Origin of the sequence: Pseudomonas sp. p50(2008), assembly GCF_015351605.1 — a bacterium.
Lineage (GTDB): Bacteria > Pseudomonadota > Gammaproteobacteria > Pseudomonadales > Pseudomonadaceae > Aquipseudomonas.
The window spans coordinates 683031-707667 of record NZ_JACMYF010000002.1; the positions used below are offsets into that span (position 1 = coordinate 683031).

General features: G+C 59.1%; 20 protein-coding genes. 14 read left to right on the top strand and 6 right to left on the bottom strand.

Translation table 11 applies throughout. The features are described 5' to 3' along the window. The first annotated feature begins 82 nt into the window (after positions 1 to 82). The 3 genes from dgcB to etfB are packed head-to-tail and all read left to right on the top strand — an operon-like array spanning position 83 to position 4041. Positions 83 to 2035, top strand: coding sequence for a dimethylglycine demethylation protein DgcB (dgcB, locus tag H7698_RS08180; RefSeq protein WP_194691080.1), 1953 nt, complete (start codon positions 83 to 85; stop codon positions 2033 to 2035). Next, positions 2035 to 3255 (top strand): electron transfer flavoprotein subunit alpha, encoded by a 1221-nt coding sequence (gene etfA, locus H7698_RS08185; RefSeq protein ID WP_194691081.1) that lies wholly within the window; start codon positions 2035 to 2037, stop codon positions 3253 to 3255. Before dgcB ends, etfA begins: the two co-directional genes overlap by 1 nt. A 15-nt stretch (positions 3256 to 3270) precedes the next feature. Further along, positions 3271 to 4041: an electron transfer flavoprotein subunit beta gene (etfB, locus tag H7698_RS08190; RefSeq protein WP_194691082.1), complete on the top strand. Its 771-nt coding sequence runs from the start codon at positions 3271 to 3273 to the stop codon at positions 4039 to 4041. Positions 4042 to 4794: 753 nt separating this feature from the next. On the opposite strand, the gene gbcA is transcribed toward etfB, so the two are convergent. Beyond that, on the bottom strand, positions 4795 to 6090 hold the full coding sequence (gene gbcA / locus H7698_RS08195) for a glycine-betaine demethylase subunit GbcA (RefSeq protein WP_162436194.1): 1296 nt from the start codon (positions 6088 to 6090) through the stop codon (positions 4795 to 4797). Between the two features lie 281 nt (positions 6091 to 6371). Here gbcA and gbcB point away from each other — a divergent pair, with 281 nt between their 5' ends. Continuing rightward, positions 6372 to 7472: a glycine-betaine demethylase subunit GbcB gene (gene gbcB / locus H7698_RS08200; RefSeq protein ID WP_162436195.1), complete on the top strand. Its 1101-nt coding sequence runs from the start codon at positions 6372 to 6374 to the stop codon at positions 7470 to 7472. 124 nt (positions 7473 to 7596) lie between these two features. Here gbcB and H7698_RS08205 read toward each other — a convergent pair whose 3' ends face one another. Both H7698_RS08205 and H7698_RS08210 read right to left on the bottom strand, forming a co-directional pair. Then, positions 7597 to 8421 carry an SDR family oxidoreductase gene (locus tag H7698_RS08205; RefSeq protein ID WP_194691083.1) on the bottom strand — a complete coding sequence of 275 codons (825 nt, stop codon included), beginning with the start codon at positions 8419 to 8421 and terminating at the stop codon, positions 7597 to 7599. 253 nt (positions 8422 to 8674) lie between these two features. Further along, complete coding sequence (locus H7698_RS08210) at positions 8675 to 9715, bottom strand: threonine aldolase family protein (RefSeq protein WP_162436197.1); 1041 nt, start codon at positions 9713 to 9715, stop codon at positions 8675 to 8677. 131 nt (positions 9716 to 9846) lie between these two features. Between H7698_RS08210 and H7698_RS08215 the strand changes: the two genes are divergently transcribed. From H7698_RS08215 to fdhA, 8 genes are all read left to right on the top strand, one after another. Continuing rightward, entirely contained in the window at positions 9847 to 10563 is a 717-nt protein-coding gene (locus H7698_RS08215; RefSeq protein WP_194691084.1) for a TraX family protein, read from the top strand. A gap of 304 nt (positions 10564 to 10867) precedes the next feature. After that, the gene (gene glyA, locus H7698_RS08220) at positions 10868 to 12121 is read left to right on the top strand and encodes a serine hydroxymethyltransferase (RefSeq protein WP_162436199.1); all 1254 of its coding nucleotides are present in this window, start codon (positions 10868 to 10870) and stop codon (positions 12119 to 12121) included. A gap of 23 nt (positions 12122 to 12144) precedes the next feature. Continuing rightward, positions 12145 to 13395, top strand: coding sequence for a sarcosine oxidase subunit beta (locus H7698_RS08225; protein WP_007947735.1), 1251 nt, complete (start codon positions 12145 to 12147; stop codon positions 13393 to 13395). Between the two features lie 14 nt (positions 13396 to 13409). After that, positions 13410 to 13739 (top strand): sarcosine oxidase subunit delta, encoded by a 330-nt coding sequence (locus tag H7698_RS08230; protein ID WP_162436200.1) that lies wholly within the window; start codon positions 13410 to 13412, stop codon positions 13737 to 13739. Next, positions 13736 to 16753, top strand: coding sequence for a sarcosine oxidase subunit alpha (locus H7698_RS08235; protein ID WP_194691085.1), 3018 nt, complete (start codon positions 13736 to 13738; stop codon positions 16751 to 16753). Before H7698_RS08230 ends, H7698_RS08235 begins: the two co-directional genes overlap by 4 nt. 129 nt (positions 16754 to 16882) lie before the next feature. Next, entirely contained in the window at positions 16883 to 17515 is a 633-nt protein-coding gene (locus H7698_RS08240; RefSeq protein ID WP_194691086.1) for a sarcosine oxidase subunit gamma, read from the top strand. A gap of 202 nt (positions 17516 to 17717) precedes the next feature. Continuing rightward, positions 17718 to 18575, top strand: a complete 858-nt coding sequence (gene purU, locus H7698_RS08245) for a formyltetrahydrofolate deformylase (protein WP_194691087.1) — start codon at positions 17718 to 17720, stop codon at positions 18573 to 18575. Between the two features lie 204 nt (positions 18576 to 18779). After that, positions 18780 to 19979 (top strand): formaldehyde dehydrogenase, glutathione-independent, encoded by a 1200-nt coding sequence (gene fdhA, locus H7698_RS08250; protein ID WP_007947729.1) that lies wholly within the window; start codon positions 18780 to 18782, stop codon positions 19977 to 19979. A 43-nt stretch (positions 19980 to 20022) separates the two neighbouring features. On the opposite strand, the gene H7698_RS08255 is transcribed toward fdhA, so the two are convergent. Together H7698_RS08255 and H7698_RS08260 are read right to left on the bottom strand one after the other, a co-directional pair. After that, positions 20023 to 21159, bottom strand: a complete 1137-nt coding sequence (locus H7698_RS08255) for an RHS repeat-associated core domain-containing protein (protein WP_194691088.1) — start codon at positions 21157 to 21159, stop codon at positions 20023 to 20025. A 44-nt stretch (positions 21160 to 21203) separates the two neighbouring features. Next, the gene (locus H7698_RS08260; protein ID WP_194691089.1) at positions 21204 to 22181 is read right to left on the bottom strand and encodes an RHS repeat-associated core domain-containing protein; all 978 of its coding nucleotides are present in this window, start codon (positions 22179 to 22181) and stop codon (positions 21204 to 21206) included. Between the two features lie 294 nt (positions 22182 to 22475). Here H7698_RS08260 and H7698_RS08265 point away from each other — a divergent pair, with 294 nt between their 5' ends. Beyond that, complete coding sequence (locus H7698_RS08265; protein ID WP_194691090.1) at positions 22476 to 23030, top strand: DUF2780 domain-containing protein; 555 nt, start codon at positions 22476 to 22478, stop codon at positions 23028 to 23030. 1 nt (position 23031) lies between these two features. Here H7698_RS08265 and H7698_RS08270 read toward each other — a convergent pair whose 3' ends face one another. Then, entirely contained in the window at positions 23032 to 23919 is an 888-nt protein-coding gene (locus H7698_RS08270) for an acyltransferase (RefSeq protein ID WP_194691091.1), read from the bottom strand. Between the two features lie 208 nt (positions 23920 to 24127). On the opposite strand from H7698_RS08270, the gene rloA2 reads away from it, so the two are divergent. Next, positions 24128 to 24634: a retropepsin-like aspartic peptidase RloA2 gene (gene rloA2, locus H7698_RS08275; RefSeq protein ID WP_162436209.1), complete on the top strand. Its 507-nt coding sequence runs from the start codon at positions 24128 to 24130 to the stop codon at positions 24632 to 24634. Positions 24635 to 24637 lie beyond the last annotated feature (3 nt).

Here is a 24637-nt window from a genome sequence, read left to right on the forward strand (position 1 = left end):
CTTTCGCGGGCAAGCCCGCTCCCACAGGAACCGAGTAAGGCATCTCGACCTGCAAGACCCCGAGGTCTTTGGGAGCTCCACCATGTTGAACACCCTTCTTCCAATCCTGCTGTTCGCTGCCCTGGGCCTGGCTGTCCTCGGCGCGGTGCGGCGGGTGGCTATGTGGCGCCGGGGACGAGCCTCGAAGGTCGACCTGATCGGTGGCCTCTTCGCCATGCCCAAGCGCTACATGATCGATTTGCACCATGTCGTTGCGCGGGACAAATACATCGCCAACACCCACGTCGCCACGGCCGGTGGTGCGGTGGCGTCCATTGTGCTGGCGATACTGGTTCACGGTTTCGGCCTGCACAGCCGCATTCTCGGCGTTGCCCTGTTGATTGCCTCGGCGGTGATGTTCGTCGGCGCGATTTTCATGTACCTGCGTCGTCGCAACCCTCCGGCTCGCCTGTCCAAAGGGCCATGGATGCGTCTGCCGAAAAGCCTGTTGGCATTCTCGGCGAGCTTCTTCCTGTTGACCCTGCCGGTGGCCGGCATCCTCCCGGAAAACTTCGGCGGCTGGATGCTTGCAGCGATCCTTTTTGTCGGCGTGCTGTGGGGCGTGTCGGAATTGTTCTTCGGCATGACCTGGGGCGGGCCGATGAAACACGCCTTTGCCGGTGCCTTGCACCTGGCGTGGCACCGTCGCGCCGAACGCTTTGGCGGTGGCCGCTCGACTGGTTTGAAACCACTGGACCTCAACGACCCAACCGCACCGTTGGGTGTGGAAAAACCCAAGGATTTCACCTGGAACCAGCTGCTCGGTTTCGACGCCTGCGTGCAGTGCGGCAAGTGCGAAGCGGCGTGCCCGGCGTTCGCCGCCGGTCAGCCGCTGAACCCGAAAAAACTGATCCAGGACATGGTGGTTGGCCTGGCGGGTGGCACCGACGCCAAATTCGCCGGTAGTCCCTATCCTGGCAAAGCCATTGGTGAGCATGCCGGTAATCCGCATCAACCGATCGTCAACGGCCTGGTGGACGCCGACACCCTGTGGTCCTGCACCACCTGCCGTGCCTGTGTCGAGGAATGCCCGATGATGATCGAGCACGTCGACGCCATCGTCGACATGCGTCGCCATCTGACGCTGGAAAAAGGCGCGACCCCGAACAAGGGGGCCGAAGTCCTGGAAAACCTGATTGCCACCGACAACCCTGGCGGCTTCGCACCGGGCGGGCGGATGAACTGGGCCGCGGATCTGAGTTTGAATCTGCTCAGCGAGAAGAAATCGGTCGACGTACTGTTCTGGGTCGGCGACGGCGCTTTCGACATGCGCAACCAGCGCACTTTGCGCGCCTTCGTCAAAGTGCTGAAAGCGGCCAAGGTCGACTTCGCGGTACTGGGCCTGGAAGAGCGCGACAGCGGTGACGTGGCACGGCGCCTGGGCGATGAAGCGACGTTCCAGTTGCTGGCCAAACGCAACATCCAGACCCTGGCCAAATACAGCTTCAACCGCATCGTCACCTGCGATCCGCACAGCTTCCACGTGCTGAAAAACGAGTACGGCGCTTTCGATGGCCACTACCTCGTGCAGCACCACAGCACCTACATGGCGGAAATTATTGGTGCGGGCGCCCTGACTCTCGGTCAGCACAAAGGCAGCAGCGTGACCTATCACGATCCGTGCTACCTCGGTCGCTACAACGGCGAATACGAGGCGCCGCGCGAGGTATTGCGTGCTCTCGGCATCGAAGTGAAAGAGATGCAACGCTCTGGTTTCCGCTCGCGCTGCTGCGGTGGTGGCGGTGGTGCGCCGATCACCGACATTCCGGGCAAACAACGGATTCCGGACATGCGCATGGAAGACATCCGCGAGACCGGCGCCGAGTTGGTGGCCGTGGGTTGTCCACAATGCACGGCGATGCTCGAAGGCGTTGTCGAACCGCGCCCGATGATCAAGGACATCGCCGAACTGGTGGCCGATGCATTGCTCGAAGACGCAGCCCCGAGCAAACCGAATGCGCCGCTGAAACGTGAAGAACCTGCGGAGGCCCACTGATGAGCGACATTATCCGCCGCGACCCCCGCGCCGAATGGATTGCCCGCAACCGCCTGCACCCGCTGCATGCGGCCATGCAACCGGCGCAACACAGCTGGATGGGGCCCAATGGGGTCATTCGCAAGAATCCCCATGGCATGGGTTTCATTGGTCCCAATGGCATCAAACGTATTGACCGCAGCGGCGCACAGCAGGGCGGAGCGACCAAACGCTCGGCCACAGTTGAAGTGCAATTACCACTGCATCAAGTACCGCAGCCAGCGTTTTATATCAGTGTGGTGCCGGACATGGTGGGTGGTCGCTTGAGCAGCCACGATCGCGACTTGCTGGGTCTGGCGCATCAACTGGCCGGTCAGGACGGCGCGGTGTTGGCCGTGATTTTTGGCGAGCACAAGGAAGCGGCCTTCGCTAGCGCCGGCGTGGATCGGTTGCTGGTGCTCGACGGCGAGGAATTCAGCGGTTATGCACCGGAACAGCGGGTCCAGGGTTTGCGAGCTGTGGATAACCAGTTCAGTCCGCGTCACTGGCTGCTGCCCGACAGCCGCAGCGGCGGCGGCGAACTGGGTCGGCGCTTTGCCGCAGCCCTCGGCGAGCGCCCGGCCACACGGGTCTGGCAGGTCAAGGATCAGGAATGTATCGGCCGTGCCGGTGCTGGTTTGCAAGACCTGGCGCGGCCGGTTGCGCGCTTGATTCTGGCCGCCGTCGAGTGTGCCGAACCTGTGAGTGAAACCCGTCACGAAGCCTTGCCCGTGGAGTTATCCACAACCGTGGCGCGCAGTCTTTCCCGTATCGAAGATTTGGGCGCGGTGGCGGTAGACCCGGCGGCGATTCCCATGGCGGAAGCCGAATTCATTTTCTCCGGCGGTAATGGCGTCAAGGATTGGGAGCTTTTCCACAGGACCGCCCAAGCCCTCGGCGCCACCGAAGGCGCGTCCCGGGTGGCGGTGGACGATGGCTTCATGGCGCGTGATCGGCAGGTGGGTGCTTCGGGGACCTGGGTCACTGCGCGGGTCTATGTGGCCGTGGGGATTTCCGGCGCGATCCAGCACCTGCAAGGCATTGGTGCCTGCGACAAGGTGGTGGCGATCAACCTCGACCCGGGTTGCGACATGATCAAACGGGCCGACCTGTCGGTAATCGGTGAAAGCGCCGAGGTTCTTCAAGCCTTGATCGATGCGATAGCGGCCTACCGCAACGACGCCAAGCGCGATGCGGCCTAAGGGAAGGAAAAGGTTATGAGCACGAAAATCATCAGCCTGGTGTCCATCGGCGCCCACCCGACCTCCGGCCGGCCACGTCGCGCCGAACAGGATGCGCGAGCGGTGGAGCTGGGTCTGCAACTCGCTGGGGATAACCTGCAAGTGCTGCATGCCGGTGACGTCGCCGAGCCTGCGCTGCGTGCGTATCTGGGCATGGGGCTGGACCAGTTGCATGTCCTGGAACAGCCGTTGGGTGCCGACGCGTTGCCGGCGTTAACTGCCTATTTGCGGGAGGCTGGCGCGCAAGTCGTTCTGACCGGCAGCCAGGCGGAAACCGGCGAAGGCTCCGGCATGTTGCCGTTCCTGCTGGCCGAGAATCTGGGTTGGCCGCTGGTGGTGGGGCTGGCTCAGGTGGAATCCATCGACGGGGGTTCGGCACTTGTTCTGCAGGCGCTGCCCCGTGGTCAGCGTCGTCGCTTGAAAGTGCGTTTGCCGTTTCTGGCGACTGTGGATAACGCTGCGCCCAAACCTCGGCAAAGTGCTTACGGGCCAGCGCGCCGGGGTGTTCTGCAGGCCGATGATGTCGAAGTGATCGACGATGAACTGCTCGCGGTCGCTACCCTGCAACCGGCGAAATCAAGGCCGAAACGCTTGAAGGTGATCAAGGCCAAGAGCGGCGCCGACCGGATGAAGGCTGCAACGGCCAAGGCCAGTGGTGGCGGTGGCCAAGTGCTTAAAGGTGTGACCGCACAAGCGGGTGCCGAGGCGATCCTCAAGCTGCTGATCGAAGAAGGCGTGGTTCGCTAACCCTCCACCGACATTAAAGCTGGCGAGGACTGCGTCCTCGAACGCCGCCTCGCGGGCTCGGCAGCTGCTACAGGATCGGGTTTCCAGTTGGGGTTTACCTACGCCCTATAAACCGCTTCTGTGGATAACGCTGCCTCACTTCCCCACACTTACCCCCGATCTCTGTTGGCGCTTCTGTGGATAAGATGTTCGCTGTCTGCTGGAGGCTATATAAACAAGGGGTTACAGGCTTTTGATTAAAAAACAACCAATCAGCCTGTTTAGGTGTGAAATCTCGTTGAAAGCCTGATGTATTAAGGGTTTTAGCGGTTTTCCACAGTGCCCGCATAGTTGCCCCCAAAGTCTGTTGGCGCTTCTGTGGATAAGGTGTTTGCGGTCGTCTACAGGCCACGTCATGTGTGGCTTTCAGGGTTGTGATCAAAAAATAATCAATCGCCGTTCAAAACCGTAAATGTTAATAAGTCACGGATTTTCTTCGGATTGTGTGGAGAAAGTTTCAGGCAGATGCACACTTGTCCCCATTAGCTGTGGGTGGAGGTGTGGATAACTTGTTCGTGGAAGGCTGCGAGGTGCGGTGCGTATAGGCCTGAACGGAATAGGTCATATTTCGTACAGTTCTACAGAGTGGTAGGTTGTCGGGAAGTGAGGTGTGGGCAGGTAAGCCGCCATCGCGAGCAGGCTCACTCCTACAGGGGACCTTTGGCATACCGAAGATCAAATGTAGGAGTGAGCCTGCTCGCGATGCTTTTGCCGTTAACCTTGAACCGGTACTCCCTTGAGGTAAGGCGCAGGCTCTGCCCCCAGATTGCTCAGCAACCGTTCGCTGTACCAATCCACGAAGTTCACCACGCCAAACTCGTAGGTCTTCGAATAAGGCCCAGGCTGATAGGCCGTGGAGTTGATCCCGCGCTGGTTTTCTTCGGCCAGACGGCGGTCCTGGTCGTTGGTTGCATCCCAGACCTGACGCATGCGGTCGACGTCGTAATCCACGCCTTCAACGGCGTCCTTGTGCACGACCCACTTGGTCGTGACCATGGTTTCCTGAGCGCTGATCGGCCACACCGTGAAGACGATGATGTGATCGCCCATGCAGTGGTTCCACGAGTGCGGCAAATGCAGGATGCGCATCGAGCCCAAATCCGGGTTCTTGATGCGGCCCATGAGTTTGGCGCAGCCCTGTTTGCCGTCCAGGGTCATCGACACGGTGCCTTTAAGCAGCGGCATGCGCACGATGCGGTTACGCAGGCCGAAGCTGGCGTGGGCGTAAGGAATCTTCTCGGCTTCCCAGGCAGCGGAAGAAGCAGCGACGTGGTCCTTGAACGCCTGATCGGCGCGTGGATCGGTGACGTCGTCCCATTCCAGCAGGGTCTTGAGCAGTTCCGGGTGCGACGCGTTGCAGTGGTAGCACTCGCGGTTGTTTTCCAGCACCAGTTTCCAGTTGGCTTTCTCCATCAAGGTGGTGGTGATTGCCACCTTGGTGTTCTCCATGTCGTACGGTTCCATGTAATGGCTCAGCGTCGACAGGAAGTCATCAATGGCGGGCGGGTTCTCCGACAGGCTGATGAAGATGTAACCGCCGGCCGTTTTCACGTTCACCGGTTTGAGGCCGTATTGCTTCATGTCGAAGTCGGCGCCCATTTCGGTGCCGGCGAACAACAGACGACCGTCCAGCTCGTAGGTCCACTGGTGGTAGTGGCAGACCAGCTTGGCGACCTTGCCTTTTTCACTGGTGCACAGGCGCGAACCGCGGTGGCGACAGACGTTATGGAACGCATGCACCACGCCTTCAGCGCCGCGAATCACGATGATCGGGTTTTTGCCGACCTGCAGGGTCAGGTAATTACCCTTGGTCGGGATCTCGCAGGTCATGCCGGCGATCAACCACTCTTTCTGGAAGATCTCCTGCATGTCGATATCAAACAGCCGCTCGTCAGAGTAAAACGGCTGCGGCAGCGAGTAAGTGCGTTCGCGCTCCTGGAGCATTTGCGCGGTGGCCTTGCGTGCGGGTTCCAGCGGATCGCCCAGGCTGATTTTTGCGGTGACGTCCATCGATATGATCCTCAAGGCCTTTCTGTGAGGCCGGCGAAAGTGGCTGATACGGTTGCTACGCAAGACACAAACAGCATTTATCTGTTGAGGCGAGTGTGGGGCCGGCGCTACCCGGAACCTTATCCATGGGCGACATGGCCCAATCTGTTCCCGACGCGCAACCCCCGGTAGTTGGGGGCTGGTCGCGATAAGTATGTGAATGTCGCAGATAGGTAAATGGGTGGTTCGCGCTATACGCAGAATCGCCAACATAAGGCCGAGCATCGGCGGTGGAGAACAGCATGTCCAACAGCTTCCTGAATCCGGTAACGACCCAGACCTGGGCCAATGGTCGACACATCGTCCGTTGCGTCAAAGTCATCCAGGAAACCTGGGACGTGCGCACCTTCTGTTTCATGGCCGACCAGCCGATTCTGTTCTTCTTCAAGCCGGGGCAGTTCGTCACCCTGGAGCTGGAAATCGAGGGCGTGCCGATCATGCGCTCATACACTATTTCGAGCTCGCCGTCGGTGCCTTACAGCTTTTCGGTGACCATCAAGCGCGTGCCGGGGGGCAAGGTGTCCAACTGGTTGCACGACACCCTGCATGAAGGTCAGGAACTGGCGGTGCACGGACCGGTCGGTCTGTTCAATGCCATGGACTTCACCGCGCCGAAAGTGCTGTACCTCAGCGGCGGCGTCGGCATTACACCGGTGATGTCGATGGCACGCTGGTTCTACGACACCAACGGCAACGTCGACATGGTGTTTATCCACAGCGCTCGTTCGCCCAAAGACATCATTTATCACCGCGAGCTGGAGCACATGGCGTCGCGGATCGACAACTTCAGCCTGCACCTGATCTGCGAGAAGCATGGTCTTGGCGAGCCCTGGGCCGGTTATCGCGGGTACCTGAACCACAAGATGCTCGAACTGATGGCGCCGGACTTCATGGAGCGCGAAGTGTTCTGCTGCGGGCCGACGCCGTACATGAATGCGGTCAAGCGCATGCTGGAAACGGTTGGTTTCGACATGTCGCGTTATCACGAGGAATCCTTCGGCGCGACGCCACCGGAAGCTCGGGCCGATGCGGTGGAGCAAGCCGAGATAGCGGCGGATGCGCCTGAAGTCGATCTGGCGGATCTGCACCAGGTGGAGTTCATTGCTTCCGGGAAAAGCATTCGTGTGGCGCCCGGGGAAACCGTGCATGCGGCAGCCGCCAAGCTCGGCCTGCTGATTCCGAAAGCCTGCGGGATGGGGATCTGTGGGACATGCAAGGTGTTGAAACTGGGCGGCGAGGTGGAGATGGAGCACAACGGCGGCATCACCGAGGAAGACGAGGCCGAGGGTTATATCCTGTCGTGCTGCAGCGTGCCAAAAGGGGATGTGCGGATCGAGTTCTGACACCCACCGAATCTCCCCTGTAGGAGCTGCCGAAGGCTGCGATCTTTTGATCCTGATCTTAAAAACAAGATCAAAAGATCGCAGCCTCGTTTCACTCGACAGCTCCTACAAGGGTGTGGGTATCTCAGTCAACAAACAGATCCGGCATCAGCTTTTCGATAGAGTCCGGTTCAAACCGATAACCTTCAAAATCCTTCACTCCGTTTTCTCTCAGAATCTCTTCATCAATCAGCAGCCGTCCAGTCATGCTGCGATTAACGCTGCTCAAAATCACATGCGCCGCATCCGCCATGATCGCCGGCGTTCGTGCGTGTTTGAAGGACTCGCGCGAACCCAGCTGAAATTCGATGGCTGCCGTCGCGATCATCGTCTGCGGCCATAGCGAGTTGACGCTGATACCGTAATTCTTGAATTCCTCGCTCATGCCCAGCGTCAGCATGCTCATGCCGTATTTGGTCACGGTGTAGGGGCTGTATTGAGCGAACCACTTGGTGGCCAGGTTGAGTGGCGGTGACAGGTTGAGGATGTGGCCGCTGCTCTTTTTCAAATAGGGCAGGGCGGCCTGACTGCACAGCAACACGGCGCGGGTGTTGATCTGGTGCATCAGATCAAAGCGTTTGAGTTCGATGTGCTGAACGCCGGTCAGCTTGATTGCGCCGGCATTGTTGATCAGCGCATCAATACCGCCGAAATGTTCGTTGGCCTGGGCCAAGGCTTCACGCACCGCCACTTCATCGCGCACATCCACCTGCAAGGCCAGCGCCTTGCCTCCCGCCGCTTCGACTTCCTTCGCGACGCTGAAAATCGTGCCCGGCAGCTTCGGATGCGGCTCGGCGCTTTTGGCCGCAATCACAATATTGGCCCCGTCCCGCGCGGCACGCAGCGCGATTTCACGACCAATCCCACGGCTGGCACCGGTGATGAACAGGGTTTTGCCTTTTAGTGACATGCGTACGCTCCTGGTTATTGTTGTCTGAGCGGAGGGCTCGACAAACAATGTAGACGATGGAGCTGACGCAGGCTGGGAGTAGAGGAGCGCCCTTGTGGCGAGGGGATTTATCCCCGTTGGGCTGCGAAGCGGCCCCAAATACTGAGAATGCGGTCTGTCTGGCAGACCGCATTGGCTGGTATTACGACGGCTGCGCCGCCGAACGGGGATAAATCCCCTCACCGCACGGTATTTGGGTAGCTGCTCGAAGGGATCAGCGGGACATGACTTCGCGGATATCCGCCGCCAGTTCCCGTACGCGTTCTTCTTCGGTATCCCACGAGCACATGAAGCGTGCGCCGCCGTTGCCGATGAAGGTGTAGAAGCGCCAGCCTTTGGCAGTCAGGGCGGCGATGGCCGGTTCCGAGAGTTGCAGGAATACGCCGTTGGCCTGCACCGGGAACATCAGTTCCACGCCCGCAATGTCGCTGACCAGTTCGGCCAGCAACTGCGCGCAGTGGTTGGCGTGGCGGGCGTATTTGAGCCAGGCGTCGTTTTCCAGAATCCCGACCCACGGCGCCGAGAGAAAGCGCATTTTGGACGCCAGCTGACCGGCCTGTTTGCAGCGGTAGTCGAAGTCTTCGGCCAGTTTGTGGTTGAAGAACAGAATCGCTTCACCCACCGCCATGCCGTTTTTCGTGCCGCCGAAGCACAACACGTCGACGCCGGCCTTCCAGGTCAAGTCGGCTGGCGAGCAGCCCAGAAATGCGCAGGCGTTGGAGAACCGCGCGCCGTCCATGTGCAGGTTCAGGCCGAGCTCTTTGCAGGTGACGCTGATGGCGCGGATTTCTTCGGGGGTGTAGATGCTGCCGACTTCGGTCGCCTGGGTCAGGGTCACGACGCGCGGTTTCGGGTAGTGGATATCCTGGCGTTTGAGCGCGACTTCGCGGATCGATTCCGGGGTCAGCTTGCCGTTTTCAGTGCGGGCGACGAGCAGCTTGGAGCCGTTGGAGAAAAACTCCGGCGCGCCGCATTCGTCGGTTTCGACGTGGGCGGTTTCCGAGCAGATCACGCTGTGGTAACTCTGGCACAGCGATGACAGGGCCAGGGAGTTGGCGGCGGTGCCGTTGAAGGCGAAGAACACTTCGCAGTCGGTTTCGAACAGTTTGCGGAATTGATCGGAGGCGCGAGCTGTCCACTCATCGTCGCCGTAAGCGCGTTGGTGGCCGTGGTTGGCCTGTTCCATGGCAGCCCAGGCTTCAGGGCAGATACCGGAATAGTTGTCGCTGGCGAATTGTTGGCTCTTGTCGGTCATGGCCGGCTTCCGTGTGCGAGGCTCTTATGGTGAAGGGCTTCGTGGTCAATGATGGTGCGCACTTTACCGAAGATCGTCCGGGGAGCACACGCGATGTATCTGTCAGAAAAATACAATGACGATGGGCAATTATGCACATGACTCAACGGGACGGGGCACTCGATCTGCTCAAGTGGCTGGCGCTGTTGAGCATGGTGCTCGATCACCTGCGATATGTCGGTTACTCCGTTGATCTGCTGTATGTGCCGGGGCGGTTGGCGTTCCCGTGGTTTTGTCTGGCGATGGCGGCGAACCTGGCTCGGGCGCGTGCAATGACGCAGGACGGCCAATGGCGATACCTCGGTTGGCTGCTGCTGTTCAGCGCCATCAGTGAAATACCCTACCGCATGTTCATGCCGGATCCCGACACCTTGAACGTGATGCCAACGTTGGTGTTGGGGTTGTTGGTGGCGCGGGGCTGGCAGCACAACACGCTGCAGACGCGGCTGCTGGCGGTCGGTGCCGTGGTGCTGGCGGCCCTTTTTCCGGAGCGACTGATGTTCGGTTTCTTCGGCGTGCTGCTGCCGCTGGCGATGTTGCTGGTGATCAGGCGGCCCTGGTATTTCAGCCTGTTGCCGGGGGTTGTATGCCTCGCTGCCAATCAATGGGAGGTGCTGTATCACTCTGCCCGGTTCGGTAACAGTGCGGCCATCCTTGGCATCGCCGTGTGTCTGGTCGCGCCATTGATCGGGTTGTTCTTGTTGCGACATGCCAGGCATCTCCAACCACCGCCAATGCGCCGCTGGGCGTATGCGCTTTATCCCGCGCATTTCCTGGCGCTTCTGGCCTTGCGCCAACTCTTGGACTGACCTTCCCCCGTGGCGAGGGGATTCTCCCCGTTGGAGCGCGTAGCGGTCCCTTGGTATTTCCCCCCTATCCCCGTCGTTGACTGACTTTGCGACTGCTTCGCAGCCGAACGGGGATAAATCCCCTCGCCACGTCGAGCTGCCCGCTTCAGGTCATTTCCCGCCATGTCGTAAACGCACCTTTGCGTGGCGTCCGTAGGCATTTGGCCTGTCTGCGCCGGTCATACCATCGCATTCAAAGGGCACTGCCGAAAGGTAAGTGCCTCACCGAGACGAATGGCGCACCACCGCCGCTGGGAGAGACGCGATGTTCAGCAAGCAAGACCAGATCCAGGGTTACGACGATGCACTGCTGGCGGCGATGAATGCCGAAGAGCAACGTCAGGAAGATCACATCGAGCTGATCGCGTCAGAGAACTACACCAGCAAACGCGTCATGGAAGCGCAAGGCAGTGGCCTCACCAACAAATACGCCGAAGGGTATCCGGGCAAGCGCTACTACGGTGGCTGCGAGCACGTGGACAAGGTTGAAGCCCTGGCCATCGAGCGCGCCAAGCAGCTGTTCGGCGCCGACTATGCCAACGTGCAACCGCACTCCGGCAGCCAGGCCAACGCTGCTGTTTACCTCGCGTTGCTGAATGCAGGCGACACCGTGCTGGGCATGAGCCTGGCCCACGGCGGTCACTTGACCCACGGCGCCAAAGTCAGCTTCTCCGGCAAGCTCTACAACGCAGTGCAGTACGGCATCGACACCACCACCGGCCTGATCGACTACGACGAAGTCGAGCGCCTGGCGGTCGAGCACAAGCCAAAAATGATCATCGCCGGGTTCTCGGCTTATTCGAAGACCCTGGACTTCCCGCGCTTCCGTCAGATCGCTGACAAGGTCGGCGCGTACTTGTTCGTCGACATGGCTCACGTGGCCGGTCTGGTCGCCGCTGGCCTGTACCCGAACCCGCTGCCGTACGCCGATGTGGTCACCACCACCACCCACAAAACCCTGCGCGGTCCACGTGGCGGTCTGATCCTGGCCAAGGCCAACGAAGAGCTGGAAAAGAAATTCAACGCTGCCGTGTTCCCCGGCGGTCAGGGCGGCCCGCTGATGCACGTGATCGCCGGTAAAGCGGTGTGCTTCAAGGAAGCGCTGGAGCCGGGCTTCAAGGCCTACCAGCAACAAGTCATCGACAATGCCCAGGCCATGGCCGGCGTATTTATCAAACGCGGCTACGATGTAGTGTCCGGCGGCACCGATAACCACCTGTTCCTGGTCAGCCTGATCCGTCAGGGCCTCACCGGCAAAGAGGCGGATGCAGCCCTCGGTCGCGCCCACATCACTGTGAACAAGAACGCCGTGCCGAATGATCCACAGTCCCCATTCGTGACCTCCGGCCTGCGCATCGGCACCCCGGCGGTGACCACGCGCGGCTTCAAGGTGACGCAGTGTGTCGAGTTGGCCGGCTGGATCTGCGACATCCTCGACAACCTCGGCGACGCCGATGTCGAGGCCAATGTTGCCCAGCAGGTTTCGGCTCTGTGCGCGGACTTCCCGGTTTATCGCTGAGTGCGGTTTTGGAGTAAATGACTATGCAACGGTACTCAGGCTTCGGCCTCTTCAAACACTCCCTCAGCCATCACGAAAACTGGCAGAAGATGTGGCGCACGCCGACCCCGAAAAAGGTCTATGACGTGGTCATCGTCGGCGGTGGCGGCCACGGTCTGGCGACCGCTTACTACCTGGCCAAAGAGCACGGCATCACCAACGTGGCCGTAGTCGAGAAAGGCTGGCTGGGCGGCGGTAACACCGCGCGCAACACCACCATCGTTCGATCCAACTACCTGTGGGACGAGTCGGCGCACCTGTACGAACACGCGATGAAACTGTGGGAAGGCCTGTCCCAGGACCTGAACTACAACGTGATGTTCTCCCAGCGCGGCGTCTACAACCTGTGCCACACCCTGCAGGACATCCGTGATTCCGAACGTCGGGTCAGCGCCAACCGCCTCAACGGCGTCGACGGTGAACTGCTCGATGCCAAGCAAGTGGCCGACGAGATTCCGTACCTCGACTGCTCGAAGAACACCCGCTACCCGGTGATGGGCGCGACCGTTCAGCGTCGCGGCGGCGTGGCCCGTCACGATGCCGTGGCCTGGGGTTTTGCCCGTGCCGCTGACGCCTTGGGCGTGGACCTGATCCAGCAGACCGAAGTGATCGGTTTCCGCAAGGAAAACGGTGTGTGCATCGGCGTTGAAACCAACAAGGGCTTCATCGGCGCCAAGCGCGTTGGTGTGGTCACTGCCGGTAACTCCGGGCACATGGCCAAGCTCGCCGGTTTCCGCCTGCCGATCGAATCCCACCCGCTGCAAGCGCTGGTGTCCGAGCCGATCAAGCCGATTATCGACAGCGTGATCATGTCCAATGCCGTGCACGGTTACATCAGCCAGTCCGACAAGGGCGACCTGGTGATCGGCGCCGGTATCGACGGCTACAACGGCTACGGCCAGCGCGGTTCGTACCCGGTGATCGAGCACACCATCCAGGCCATCGTCGAGATGTTCCCGGTGCTGTCGCGCGTACGCATGAACCGGCAGTGGGGCGGCATCGTCGACACCACGCCGGATGCCTGCCCGATCATCTCGAAAACCCCGGTCCCGAACATGTTCTTCAACTGCGGTTGGGGCACCGGCGGCTTCAAGGCTACACCTGGCTCGGGCAACGTATTTGCCGCGAGCCTGGCCAAGGGTGAAATGCACCCATTGGCCGCACCTTTCTCCATCGACCGTTTCCACAACGGTGCGTTGATCGATGAACACGGCGCTGCTGCGGTTGCCCACTAACAGGAGAAATACCCATGTTGCATATCTTCTGTCCTCACTGCGGCGAGCTGCGCTCCGAAGAGGAATTCCACGCATCCGGCCAGGCGCACATCCCGCGTCCACTGGACCCGACGACCTGCACCGACGAGGAGTGGGGCGACTACATGTTCTTCCGCGATAACCCTCGCGGTCTGCACCACGAACTGTGGATTCACGCCGCCGGTTGCCGCCAGTACTTCAACGCGACCCGCGACACCGTGACCTACGAGATTCTTGAGACCTACAAGATCGGCACCAAGCCACAATTCACCGACAAGACCGATAGCCCGAAAGCGGCCACGACGGCTCTGGGAGAGAAGGTATGAGCCAGATCAATCGCCTGTCCAACGGCGGACGGATCGACCGCAACAAAGTGCTGAGCTTCACCTTCAACGGCCAGACCTACAAAGGCTTTGAAGGCGATTCCCTGGCTGCCGCCCTGATCGCCAACGGCGTCGACATCATCGGCCGCAGCTTCAAGTATTCCCGTCCACGGGGCATCTTCGCTGCCGGTGCCGAAGAGCCGAACGCGGTGCTGCAGATCGGTGCCACCGAAGCCACGCAGATCCCGAACGTGCGTGCCACGCAACAAGCGCTGTACCAAGGTTTGGTCGCCACCAGCACCAACGGCTGGCCGAGCGTGAACAACGACATGATGGGGATTCTCGGCAAGGTTGGCGGCAAGCTGATGCCACCGGGCTTCTACTACAAAACCTTTATGTACCCGCAATCGTTCTGGATGACGTACGAGAAGTACATTCGTAAGGCTGCCGGCCTTGGCCGCTCGCCGACCGAGAACGATCCGGACACCTACGACTACATGAACCAGCACTGCGACGTGCTGATCGTCGGCGGTGGCCCCGCAGGCCTTGCCGCAGCATTGGCGGCGGCCCGTAGCGGCGCCCGCGTGATCCTCGCCGATGAACAGGAAGAGTTCGGCGGCAGCCTGCTCGACTCCCGCGAAAGCCTCGACGGCAAACCGGCCGTGGAATGGGTTGCCAGCGTCATCAACGAATTGAAAAACACCCCGGACGTGCTGCTGTTGCCCCGTGCTACGGTCAACGGTTACCACGACCATAACTTCCTGACCATTCACGAGCGCCTGACCGATCACCTTGGTGACCGCGCACCGATTGGCCAGGTGCGTCAGCGTATCCACCGTGTTCGCGCCAAGCGCGTGGTCCTGGCGACCGGCGCTCACGAGCGTCCGCTGGTTTACGGCAACAACGACGTGCCGGGCAACATGCTCGCCGGCGCTGTGTCGACTTACGTGCGTCGTTACGGCGTGGCACCGGGCAAAAAACTCGTGCTGTCGACCAACAACGATCACGCCTACCGCGTGGCGCTGGATTGGCTCGATGCCAGCCTGCAAGTCGTGGCCATCGCCGATGCTCGCAGCAATCCTCGCGGTGCACTGGTTGAGGAAGCACGCGCAAAAGGCATTCGCATCCTGACCGGCAGCGCCGTGATCGAAGCCCGTGGCACCAAGCGCGTGACCGCTGCTCGCGTGGCGGCGATTGATGTCAAAGCACACGCAGTGACCAGCCCGGGTGAGTGGCTTGATTGCGACCTGGTCGTTAGTTCCGGCGGTTACAGCCCGGTGGTTCACCTGGCTTCGCACCTGGGCGGCAAGCCGACCTGGCGTGAAGATATCCTCGGTTTTGTACCGGGCGAAGCACCGCAGAAACGTGTGTGCGTCGGCGGAATCAACGGCGTTTACGGTCTCGGCGATTCCTTGGCAGATGGGTTCGAAGGTGGCGCACGCGCAGCCAGCGAAGCCGGCTTCGGTGCGGTCGAAGGCTCGTTACCGAAAGCCCTCAGCCGTCTCGAAGAGCCGACCCTGGCGCTGTTCCAGGTGCCTCATGAAAAGAACTCTGCACGAGCGCCGAAGCAATTCGTCGACTTCCAGAACGATGTCACCGCTGGCGGCATCGAACTGGCGACCCGCGAAGGTTTCGAGTCGGTCGAGCACGTCAAACGCTACACCGCGCTGGGCTTCGGTACGGACCAGGGCAAGCTGGGCAACGTTAACGGTCTGGCCATTGCCGCCCGTTCGCTAAACGTGACCATCCCGCAGATGGGCACCACGATGTTCCGTCCCAACTACACACCGGTGACCTTCGGTGCCGTGGCGGGTCGTCACTGCGGGCACATTTTCGAACCTGTGCGCTTCACCGCGCTGCATCACTGGCACGTGAAAAATGGCGCCGAGTTCGAAGACGTCGGTCAGTGGAAACGTCCGTGGTACTTCCCGAAAAACGGTGAAGACCTGCACGCCGCCGTGAAGCGCGAATGCAAAGCCGTGCGCGACAGTGTCGGCCTGCTGGACGCCTCGACCCTGGGCAAAATCGACATCCAGGGCCCGGATGCGCGTGAGTTTCTCAACCGTATCTACACCAACGTCTGGACCAAGCTCGACGTGGGCAAGGCGCGTTACGGCCTGATGTGCAAAGAAGACGGCATGGTGTTCGACGACGGCGTAACCGCTTGCCTCGCCGACAACCATTTCGTGATGACCACCACCACCGGCGGCGCTGCACGCGTGTTGCAGTGGCTGGAGATCTATCAGCAGACCGAATGGCCAGACCTGAAGGTGTACTTCACGTCGGTCACCGATCACTGGGCGACCATGACCTTGTCCGGGCCGAACAGCCGCAAGCTGCTCAGTCACGTCACCGACATCGACTTGAGCAACGAAGCGTTCCCGTTCATGACCTGGAAAGAAGGCTTGGTGGGTGGCGTGCCGGCGCGGGTTTTCCGGATTTCGTTTACCGGTGAGCTGTCGTACGAAGTCAACGTTCAGGCCGACTATGCGATGGGCGTGCTGGAAAAAATTGTCGAGGCGGGCAAGCAGTACAACCTGACACCGTACGGCACCGAAACCATGCACGTACTGCGGGCCGAGAAGGGCTTCATCATCGTCGGTCAGGACACTGACGGCTCGATGACCCCGGACGACCTGAACATGGGCTGGTGTGTGGGTCGCACCAAACCGTTCTCGTGGATCGGCTGGCGCGGTATGAACCGTGAAGACTGTGTGCGGGATCAGCGTAAGCAGTTGGTGGGCCTCAAGCCGATCGATCCGAACAAATGGCTGCCGGAAGGTGCGCAACTGGTGTTCAACACCAAACAAGCGATTCCGATGAGCATGGTCGGCCACGTGACTTCCAGCTATGCGCACAACTCCCTGGGCTATTCGTTTGCCATGGGTGTGGTGAAAGGCGGGCTGAGCCGGATGGGTGAGCGGGTGTTCGCACCGCTGGCTGACGGCAGCGTGATCGAGGCGGAAATCGTTTCTTCGGTGTTCTTCGATCCGAAGGGTGAGCGCCAGAACGTTTGACACCACAGTCCCCTGTGGGAGCGGGCTTGCCCGCGATGAACGATAACGCGGTGTCACAGGCAGACCGAGTTGCTCCCATCGCGGGCAAGCCACGCTCCCACAGGAAATTGAATTCAGGAAAGGTGCTTTATGACCGCAGCCAATGTTTACCAACAACGTCCAACCACCGGGGCCAAGGCCGAGTCGTCGCTGCACCATGCCGACCTCGCCAGCCTGGTGGGCAAAGGGCGCAAAAACGCCGGTGTGATCGTGCGTGAGAAAAAACTGCTTGGCCATCTGACCATTCGTGGTGATGGACACGATGCGGCATTCTCTGCCGGCGTGCACACGGCCCTCGGCATTGAACTGCCAGGCGCCCTCAGCGTGATCGTCAAAGGCGAAACCAGCCTGCAATGGATGGGGCCGGATGAATGGCTGCTGATCGTGCCAACCGGTGAAGAATTCGCTGCCGAACAAAAACTCCGCGAAGCGTTGGGCGATTTGCACATTCAGATTGTCAACGTCAGTGGCGGCCAGCAGATCCTCGAACTGAGCGGCCCGAATGTGCGTCAGGTGCTGATGAAATCCACCAGTTATGACGTGCACCCGAACAGCTTTCCGGTGGGTAAGGCGGTGGGTACCGTGTTTGCCAAATCACAGCTGGTGATTCGCCATACCGCTGAAGACACCTGGGAACTGCTGATTCGCCGCAGTTTCTCGGATTACTGGTGGTTGTGGTTGCAGGATGCTGCCGCTGAGTATGGGCTGAGTGTTCAGGCTTGATTCACTCTCTTAAGGACGAGGGGCTGTTGTGGCGAGGGGATTTATCCCCGTTGGGCTGCGAAGCAGCCCTTAAACCTCACCACTCGTTATCCCGATTTGTTTGAATCGACTTTTTTGGGGCTGCTTCGCAGCCCAACGGGGATAAATCCCCTCGCCACAGGTTTTGTGTGAACACCTAATTTGCAGCAGGAGTCACCGCACTATGAGCCGCGCACCAGACACATGGATTCTGACCGCCGACTGCCCAAGCGTCCTCGGCACTGTGGATGCGGTGACCCGCTTTCTGTTCGAGCAGGGCTGCTACGTCACCGAGCACCATTCCTTCGATGACCGCCTCTCCGGGCGGTTTTTCATCCGCGTCGAATTTCGCCAGCCCGACGGCTTCGACGAGCAGTCGTTCCGCGCTGGTCTGCAAGAACGCGGTGCAGCCTTCGGCATGATCTTCGAACTGACCGCGCCGAACTACCGGCCGAAAGTGGTGATCATGGTCTCCAAGGCCGATCACTGCCTCAACGATTTGCTTTACCGCCAGCGCATCGGCCAGTTGTCGATGGACGTGGCCGCCGTGGTCTCCAACCACCCGGACCTCAAGCCGTTGGCCGACTGGCATCAGATTCCGTATTACCACTTCCCGCTGGACCCGAACGACAAGCCGTCCCAGGAACGTCAGGTCTGGCAGGTCATCGAAGAGTCCGGCGCCGAACTGGTGATTCTCGCCCGCTACATGCAGGTCCTTTCGCCCGAGCTGTGCCGCAAACTCGACGGCAAGGCGATCAATATCCATCACTCCCTGCTGCCGGGTTTCAAGGGCGCCAAGCCTTATCACCAGGCGTACAACAAGGGTGTGAAACTGGTGGGCGCGACGGCGCATTACATCAACAACGACCTGGATGAGGGCCCGATCATCGCCCAGGGCGTGGAGGCGGTAGACCATAGCCATTACCCGGAAGATTTGATCGCCAAGGGGCGGGATATCGAGGGGCTGACGTTGGCGCGGGCTGTTGGGTATCACATTGAGCGAAGGGTGTTTTTGAACGCCAATCGCACGGTCGTTCTTTAGATGGCTATCGCTGGCAAGCCAGCTCCCACAGGTTTTGTGTCGTTTACAAATCCTGTGCTCACCCCATCCACTGTGGGAGCTGGCTTGCCAGCGATGGCGGCATAACAGACAACACAAGGCTTACAGGCAACACCCAGAGCAAACAACGCGCCGCCCATTGATGGCGACGCGATCGCTACATAAAAACAACAGCGAGGTGAAAGCATGTCTGGCAATCGTGGTGTGGTGTATCTCGGCAATGGCAAAGTCGAAATACAGAAAATCGACTATCCAAAAATGCAGGACCCGCGCGGCAGGAAGATTAATCACGCCGTCATCCTGCGCGTGGTGTCCACCAACATCTGTGGTTCCGATCAGCACATGGTGCGCGGTCGCACCACCGCCCAGACCGGCCTGGTCCTGGGCCACGAAATCACCGGTGAAGTGATCGAGAAGGGCAGCGACGTCGAAAACCTGCAAATCGGTGACCTGGTCTCGGTGCCGTTCAACGTCGCGTGCGGGCGCTGCCGTTCCTGCAAAGAGATGCACACCGGCGTTTGCTTGAGCGTTAACCCGGCGCGTCCTGGTGGCGCTTATGGCTATGTCGACATGGGCGACTGGACTGGCGGCCAGGCTGAATACGCGATGGTGCCGTACGCTGACTTCAACCTGCTGAAACTGCCGGACCGCGATCGCGCGATGGAAAAAATCCGCGACCTGACCTGCCTCTCCGACATCCTGCCCACCGGTTATCACGGTGCAGTGACTGCCGGCGTTGGTCCAGGCAGCACTGTGTACATCGCAGGTGCCGGCCCGGTCGGTCTGGCGGCTGCCGCCTCTGCTCGCCTATTGGGCGCTGCCGTGGTGATCATCGGTGACGTCAACACCGTCCGCCTGGCGCACGCCAAGGCTCAGGGTTTCGAAATCGCTGACCTGTCCCTGGACACCCCGCTGCACGAACAGATCGCCGCACTGCTGGGTGAGCCGGAAGTGGATTGCGCCGTCGACGCCGTGGGCTTCGAAGCACGCGGTCATGGTCATGATGGCGTGAAGCACGAAGCGCCTGCGACTGTGCTCAACTCGTTGATGGGCGTGGTGCGTGTTGCGGGCAAAATCGGTATCCCTGGGCTGTACGTGACAGAGGATCCAGGTGCCGTGGACGCTGCCGCGAAAATGGGCAGCCTGAGCATCCGCTTCGGTTTGGGCTGGGCCAAATCCCACAGCTTCCACACTGGGCAGACGCCAGTGATGAAGTACAACCGTCAATTGATGCAGGCGATCATGTGGGACCGCATTCATATCGCGGACATCGTGGGTGTGGAAGTGATCAGCCTGGATGACGCGCCGCGAGGGTATGGCGAGTTTGATGCGGGCGTGCCGAAGAAGTTTGTGATTGATCCGCATAAGTTGTTTAGTGCGGCGTAAGAGGTTTTTAACGAAACAAAAGGGCGACTTGATGTCGCCCTTTTTAATTCTGAAATCTGATGGATAGAAAGTTGTACCTGAAGTAATCGCTCGCTTCAATTATTGGGTCATAGGGGTTGTGCTTATGAATGGTTAAACTTATGTCGGGATAATCTTCGTTATAAAATTCGTCTGCGTCGGATTTGAATTTTTTATAATAGTCTTCTATCTGATCTACTGGATTAAACGTGTTTACCTTTGTTTGTATCGTGCCTACATATCCTTTTGTCTGCTTTTTCGTGAGAGTGCTGAGATTTGCTGCGAATGAATGGATGCCGCCACTTCCTGAATAGCATGCGATAACTCTTACATTATCAAACTGTTCGAAGTCTATTCCTTGTGCTTTGGCTGCTGAATAAAAATACTCGGCGCTCCATAATTTGCCATTTACTTTTAATCCAGAACTTCTGTTGGGCGATGGTTTGTTGCCGTGGGCTAAGAAGTTAAGGCGTTTTTTTCCCTTGTACATATCCTCGAAGCTGATAGCGCCTTCACCTATTCGGTGGATGTTTTTCAAGTACCCAGTCCGTGGTACATGGATGATATTACTGGGTTGGGCCGGTTTGCTCATATTCGCTATTTTGTTCAAGTTTGATCTGACTAATGTCCAGCTATGCCCTCTTGGATCTCGACGATTAACTGGATCCCCCACACAATATGCGTACGCGTTCAGCCCTCCCTTCCCAAAAGGACTCCAACTGTCCGGGCTGTTAAACCGCATCAACACCGGGTTAAACGCCCGATGCCCGTTCCCCAGTAAATAGTGCCCGGTCACCGGATCCGGCCGTTCTCCGTTGAAACCAAGAAGGCTGAGTAGGCCGCTGGCTAAGGGGCGGTGACCGTAGGGTGTGTAAGCGATTGATCGGGTAGCGGATGTGTCGAGTACGTTCAGCACCGAGCGCTGTTGATCGGTGGCCATCAGGCTGGTTTCTACGGAGTGAGTTTTGCGCTGTTGTTGCGCCAGCAGCTGGTCTTCATGCTGCATGATTGAGCGCTTTAACGTGTCATTGATCTCGGTGGCCAGGCGATTATTTTGATAAAAGCGCCGGAGGTTTTCCTGCCCAGACAATGTGCAATCGACCAGTCGGTCCAGAGGGTCATAGTGGTAGCGGCAAAGCAGCGTTTTACTGTAAGTCTGCATGGTGGCTGACCCCCTGAAGTGGACTGATGCAAAGATTCTTTGTCTCAATCGCGGACGAACTGATTCAAAAACACTATTGAATCGAGCGGGCTCGATCGCCTTTGTCTATTATTCCAAGTTTGGTTTAATACCATCGTCAACTCTTCTTGTGTTGCCTCGTACGGTGCAATCTGGAAAACACTTTCAAGATCTAACCAATCCTCAGGTCCCAGATTTGGATATGCCGGAACGGGAGGCTCTGGGATCGCCGACTGCGACCGGCTGCGAAGCTGAGGCACGTCCGGTGTTTGATTTCGGTGGGCTATGATACTTATATCCGATAAGCGAGAGCGTTGATCTATGGTGCCGGTCCGCGATGCGACGGTACCGATAGAAGAACTGCTTCCAGCCGGTCTGTTTACGGCGGCTATATTCGTGGGGGCGCGCGATTGTGTAAGGCGCGTAAATGCGCCCCATAGCCAGTTAAATGCTCCTGAAATAGACCAGTGCCCATTTGGGTCTCGTCGACTCACCGGATTACCCTCGCAATAGCTATACGCGTTCAGCCCCCCCTTCCCAAAAGGACTTAAGCTGTCCGGGCTATTGAACCGCATCAACACCGGGTTAAACGCCCGATAGCCATTCCCTAGCAAATAATGCCCGGTCACCGGATCAGGCCGTTCGCCGTTGAAGCCGAGCAAGCTAAGCAAGCTAAGCAAGCCGCTCGATAATGGGCGGTGGCCGTAGGGTGTGTAGGTTACTGGCCGAGGAGTGGTCGCATTGAGTGCGCTCAATACAGATCGCTGTTGGTCGGTGGCGAGCAGACGCGTTTCCATGGCGTCAGTCTGGCGCTGCTGTTGCGCCAGCAGGTGATCGTCGTGCTGCATGATCGAGTGTTGGACGGTGCTATTGATCTCTGTGGCCAAGCGATCCTTCTGATAAAAGCGCCGGGCGCTTTCCTGTCCAGACAGTTTGCAGTCGACCAGCCGATCGAGAGCGTCGTAGTGATAGCTGCAAAGCGGCGTTTTACTGTGGGTCTGCATGGGCGTTGGCTCCCTGGAGTGGGCATCGATCAGGGATAAACAGTGACCTAATCCACTGGTATTGGGTACTAGCAGAACTGTTAGGGTCGACGCGCTTTCAGGTCTCCCGGGGCCTTCGTCGCAGCATCAAAACTTGCCATTCATCGCATAGCATCCGGGGTTTCACACTTCCTATACGTACGCTGCGTGAAAATGGATACATGGCCGAGGAACATGCCCGCTGATGCCCGGTCCAATCGGCAGTTTTTTCCGTTCCTGAGTGGGCGGTTTTTCATGACGCAAGAGGATGTCTGGATGAAGATTTCACGCGGTTTTGCACTGGCTTCGCTGATGAGTCTGGCGGCCAGCCCGGTCTTTGCTCAGTTCAGCCTGAACGATGCGGCCAATGCCATTTCAGGCATGAAGGGTGATAACGCAGCGACAGCGGCAGCACCGACTCCGGAAACGGCGGACCTGTTGGGTGCGCTTAGCCAGTTGAACGTGACGCCGCAACAGGCCGTGGGCGGTACCAGCGCGATGTTGGGGTTGGCGAAAAATCAATTAAGCTCGACTGATTATTCCGAGTTGGCCAAAAGCGTGCCGGGAATCGACAAGTTGTCCGGTGGTGGACAGTTGGGCGCGCTCGCCGGGTTACTTGGTTCGTCGGGCAAATCGGCGGGTCTGGAAAACGCCCTCGGCAATGTGAAGGACACCAATGACCTGAACAATGCGTTCAGCGCGTTGGGCATGGACGGCGGCATGATCGGCCAGTTTGCCCCGGTGATCCTGCAGTACCTCGGTCAGCAGGGCGTTGGCGGTTCGCTGCTGCAAAGCCTGGGCGGAATCTGGGGCGCCGGCACCGGCACTTGATTCAACGGCGTTCGGCGCGCAATGCGTCGATACGCTGATCTTTTTCGATCCAGAGCTGGTTGACCCAGTTCTGGATTTGTACGCGAAACACCGGATCGTTTTCGTAATCGCCTTGCCACAGGGCAGGGTCGAGTTCGCGGGTCTTGATGTCGATGATGACCCTTGGCACGTTGCCGCTGATCAAATCCCAGAACCCCGGAATCTTTTCCTGCGGATACACGACGGTCACATCGAGGATGGCGTCCAGTTGTTCACCCATGGCGGCCAGCACAAATGCCACGCCACCCGCCTTGGGTTTGAGCAGGTGCGTGAACGGCGATTGCTGCTGACGGCTTTTCGCCGGCGTAAATCGTGTGCCTTCCAGGTAGTTGACCACCGTAACCGGCTGGCGCTTGAACAGCTCGCACGCGGCTTTGGTGATCTTCAGATCCTTGCCCGCAAGCTCGGGATGTTTGGCCAGAAAGGCCTTGGTGTAGCGTTTCATGAACGGGTAATCGAGAGCCCACCACGCCAGCCCCAGAAACGGTACCCAGATCAGTTCTTTCTTGAGGAAGAATTTGAAGAACGGCGTGCGTCGGTTCAGCGTCTGGATCAAGGCCGGAATGTCGACCCAGGATTGATGGTTGCTGACCACCAGGTAGGAGGTATCGCCCCGCAGATCGTCGCCACCACGAATGTCCCATTGGGTGGGGATGCACAGGCGGAAGATCAGCTTGTCGATTTCGGCCCAGGTCTCTGCGATCCACATCACCGCCCAGGAGGCGACATCGCGAAAGCGGCCAGGCAGGACAAGTTTTAACAAGGCGAACACCATCAGCGGTCCGATCAGGACGAGGGTGTTGAGCAACAGCAGCAGGGTGACGAAACAGCCGGTGAGCAGGCGGCGCATAAGTAACTCTTGGAATCATTTGGGCGCGCCATGATAAGCAGCTTCGGGCGACAGGCCAAATCGGTGACGACGAATGTTTCACTTTTGGCTGGGTATGCTTTGCTCAAGTGTTGTGTTGAATGTGCCAGCGATGCGGCCTCACGGGCGAACGAATAACTCACAGACTGTCTAAAATCCCGCTGCCCACCTTTCCAAGGAAGCCCATTACGTGAAATCCCTTCTTGCACTGCTTTCCCTCGTGGCCCTGCCGGTTCTGGCCGCCGAGCCGACGCTGTACGGTCGTTACGAATACATTGCGCTGCCGGAAATCGGTGGCGAAGTGCTCAAGGCCAAGATGGACACGGGCGCCCTGACCGCGTCGCTGTCGGCCAAGGACATCGAAATGTTTACCCGTGATGGCGATGAGTGGGTGCGTTTCCGTCTCGCCACCAAGGACGCCAGTAACAAGGTTTACGAACACAAGATCGCGCGGATCAGCAAGATCAAGACCCGCTCGGAAGAGGACGCGGATGACGATGAAGCGACCGCGCCGACCAAGCGGCCAGTGGTTGATCTGGAGCTGTGTCTGGGTAACGTCAAGCGTACGGTCGAGGTCAATCTGACGGATCGCAGCAGCTTCAACTATCCGTTGCTGATCGGGGCGAAGGCGCTGCGTGAGTTTGGGGCAGCGGTGAATCCGGCTCGGCGGTTTACGGCGGATAAGCCGGATTGTTGATCG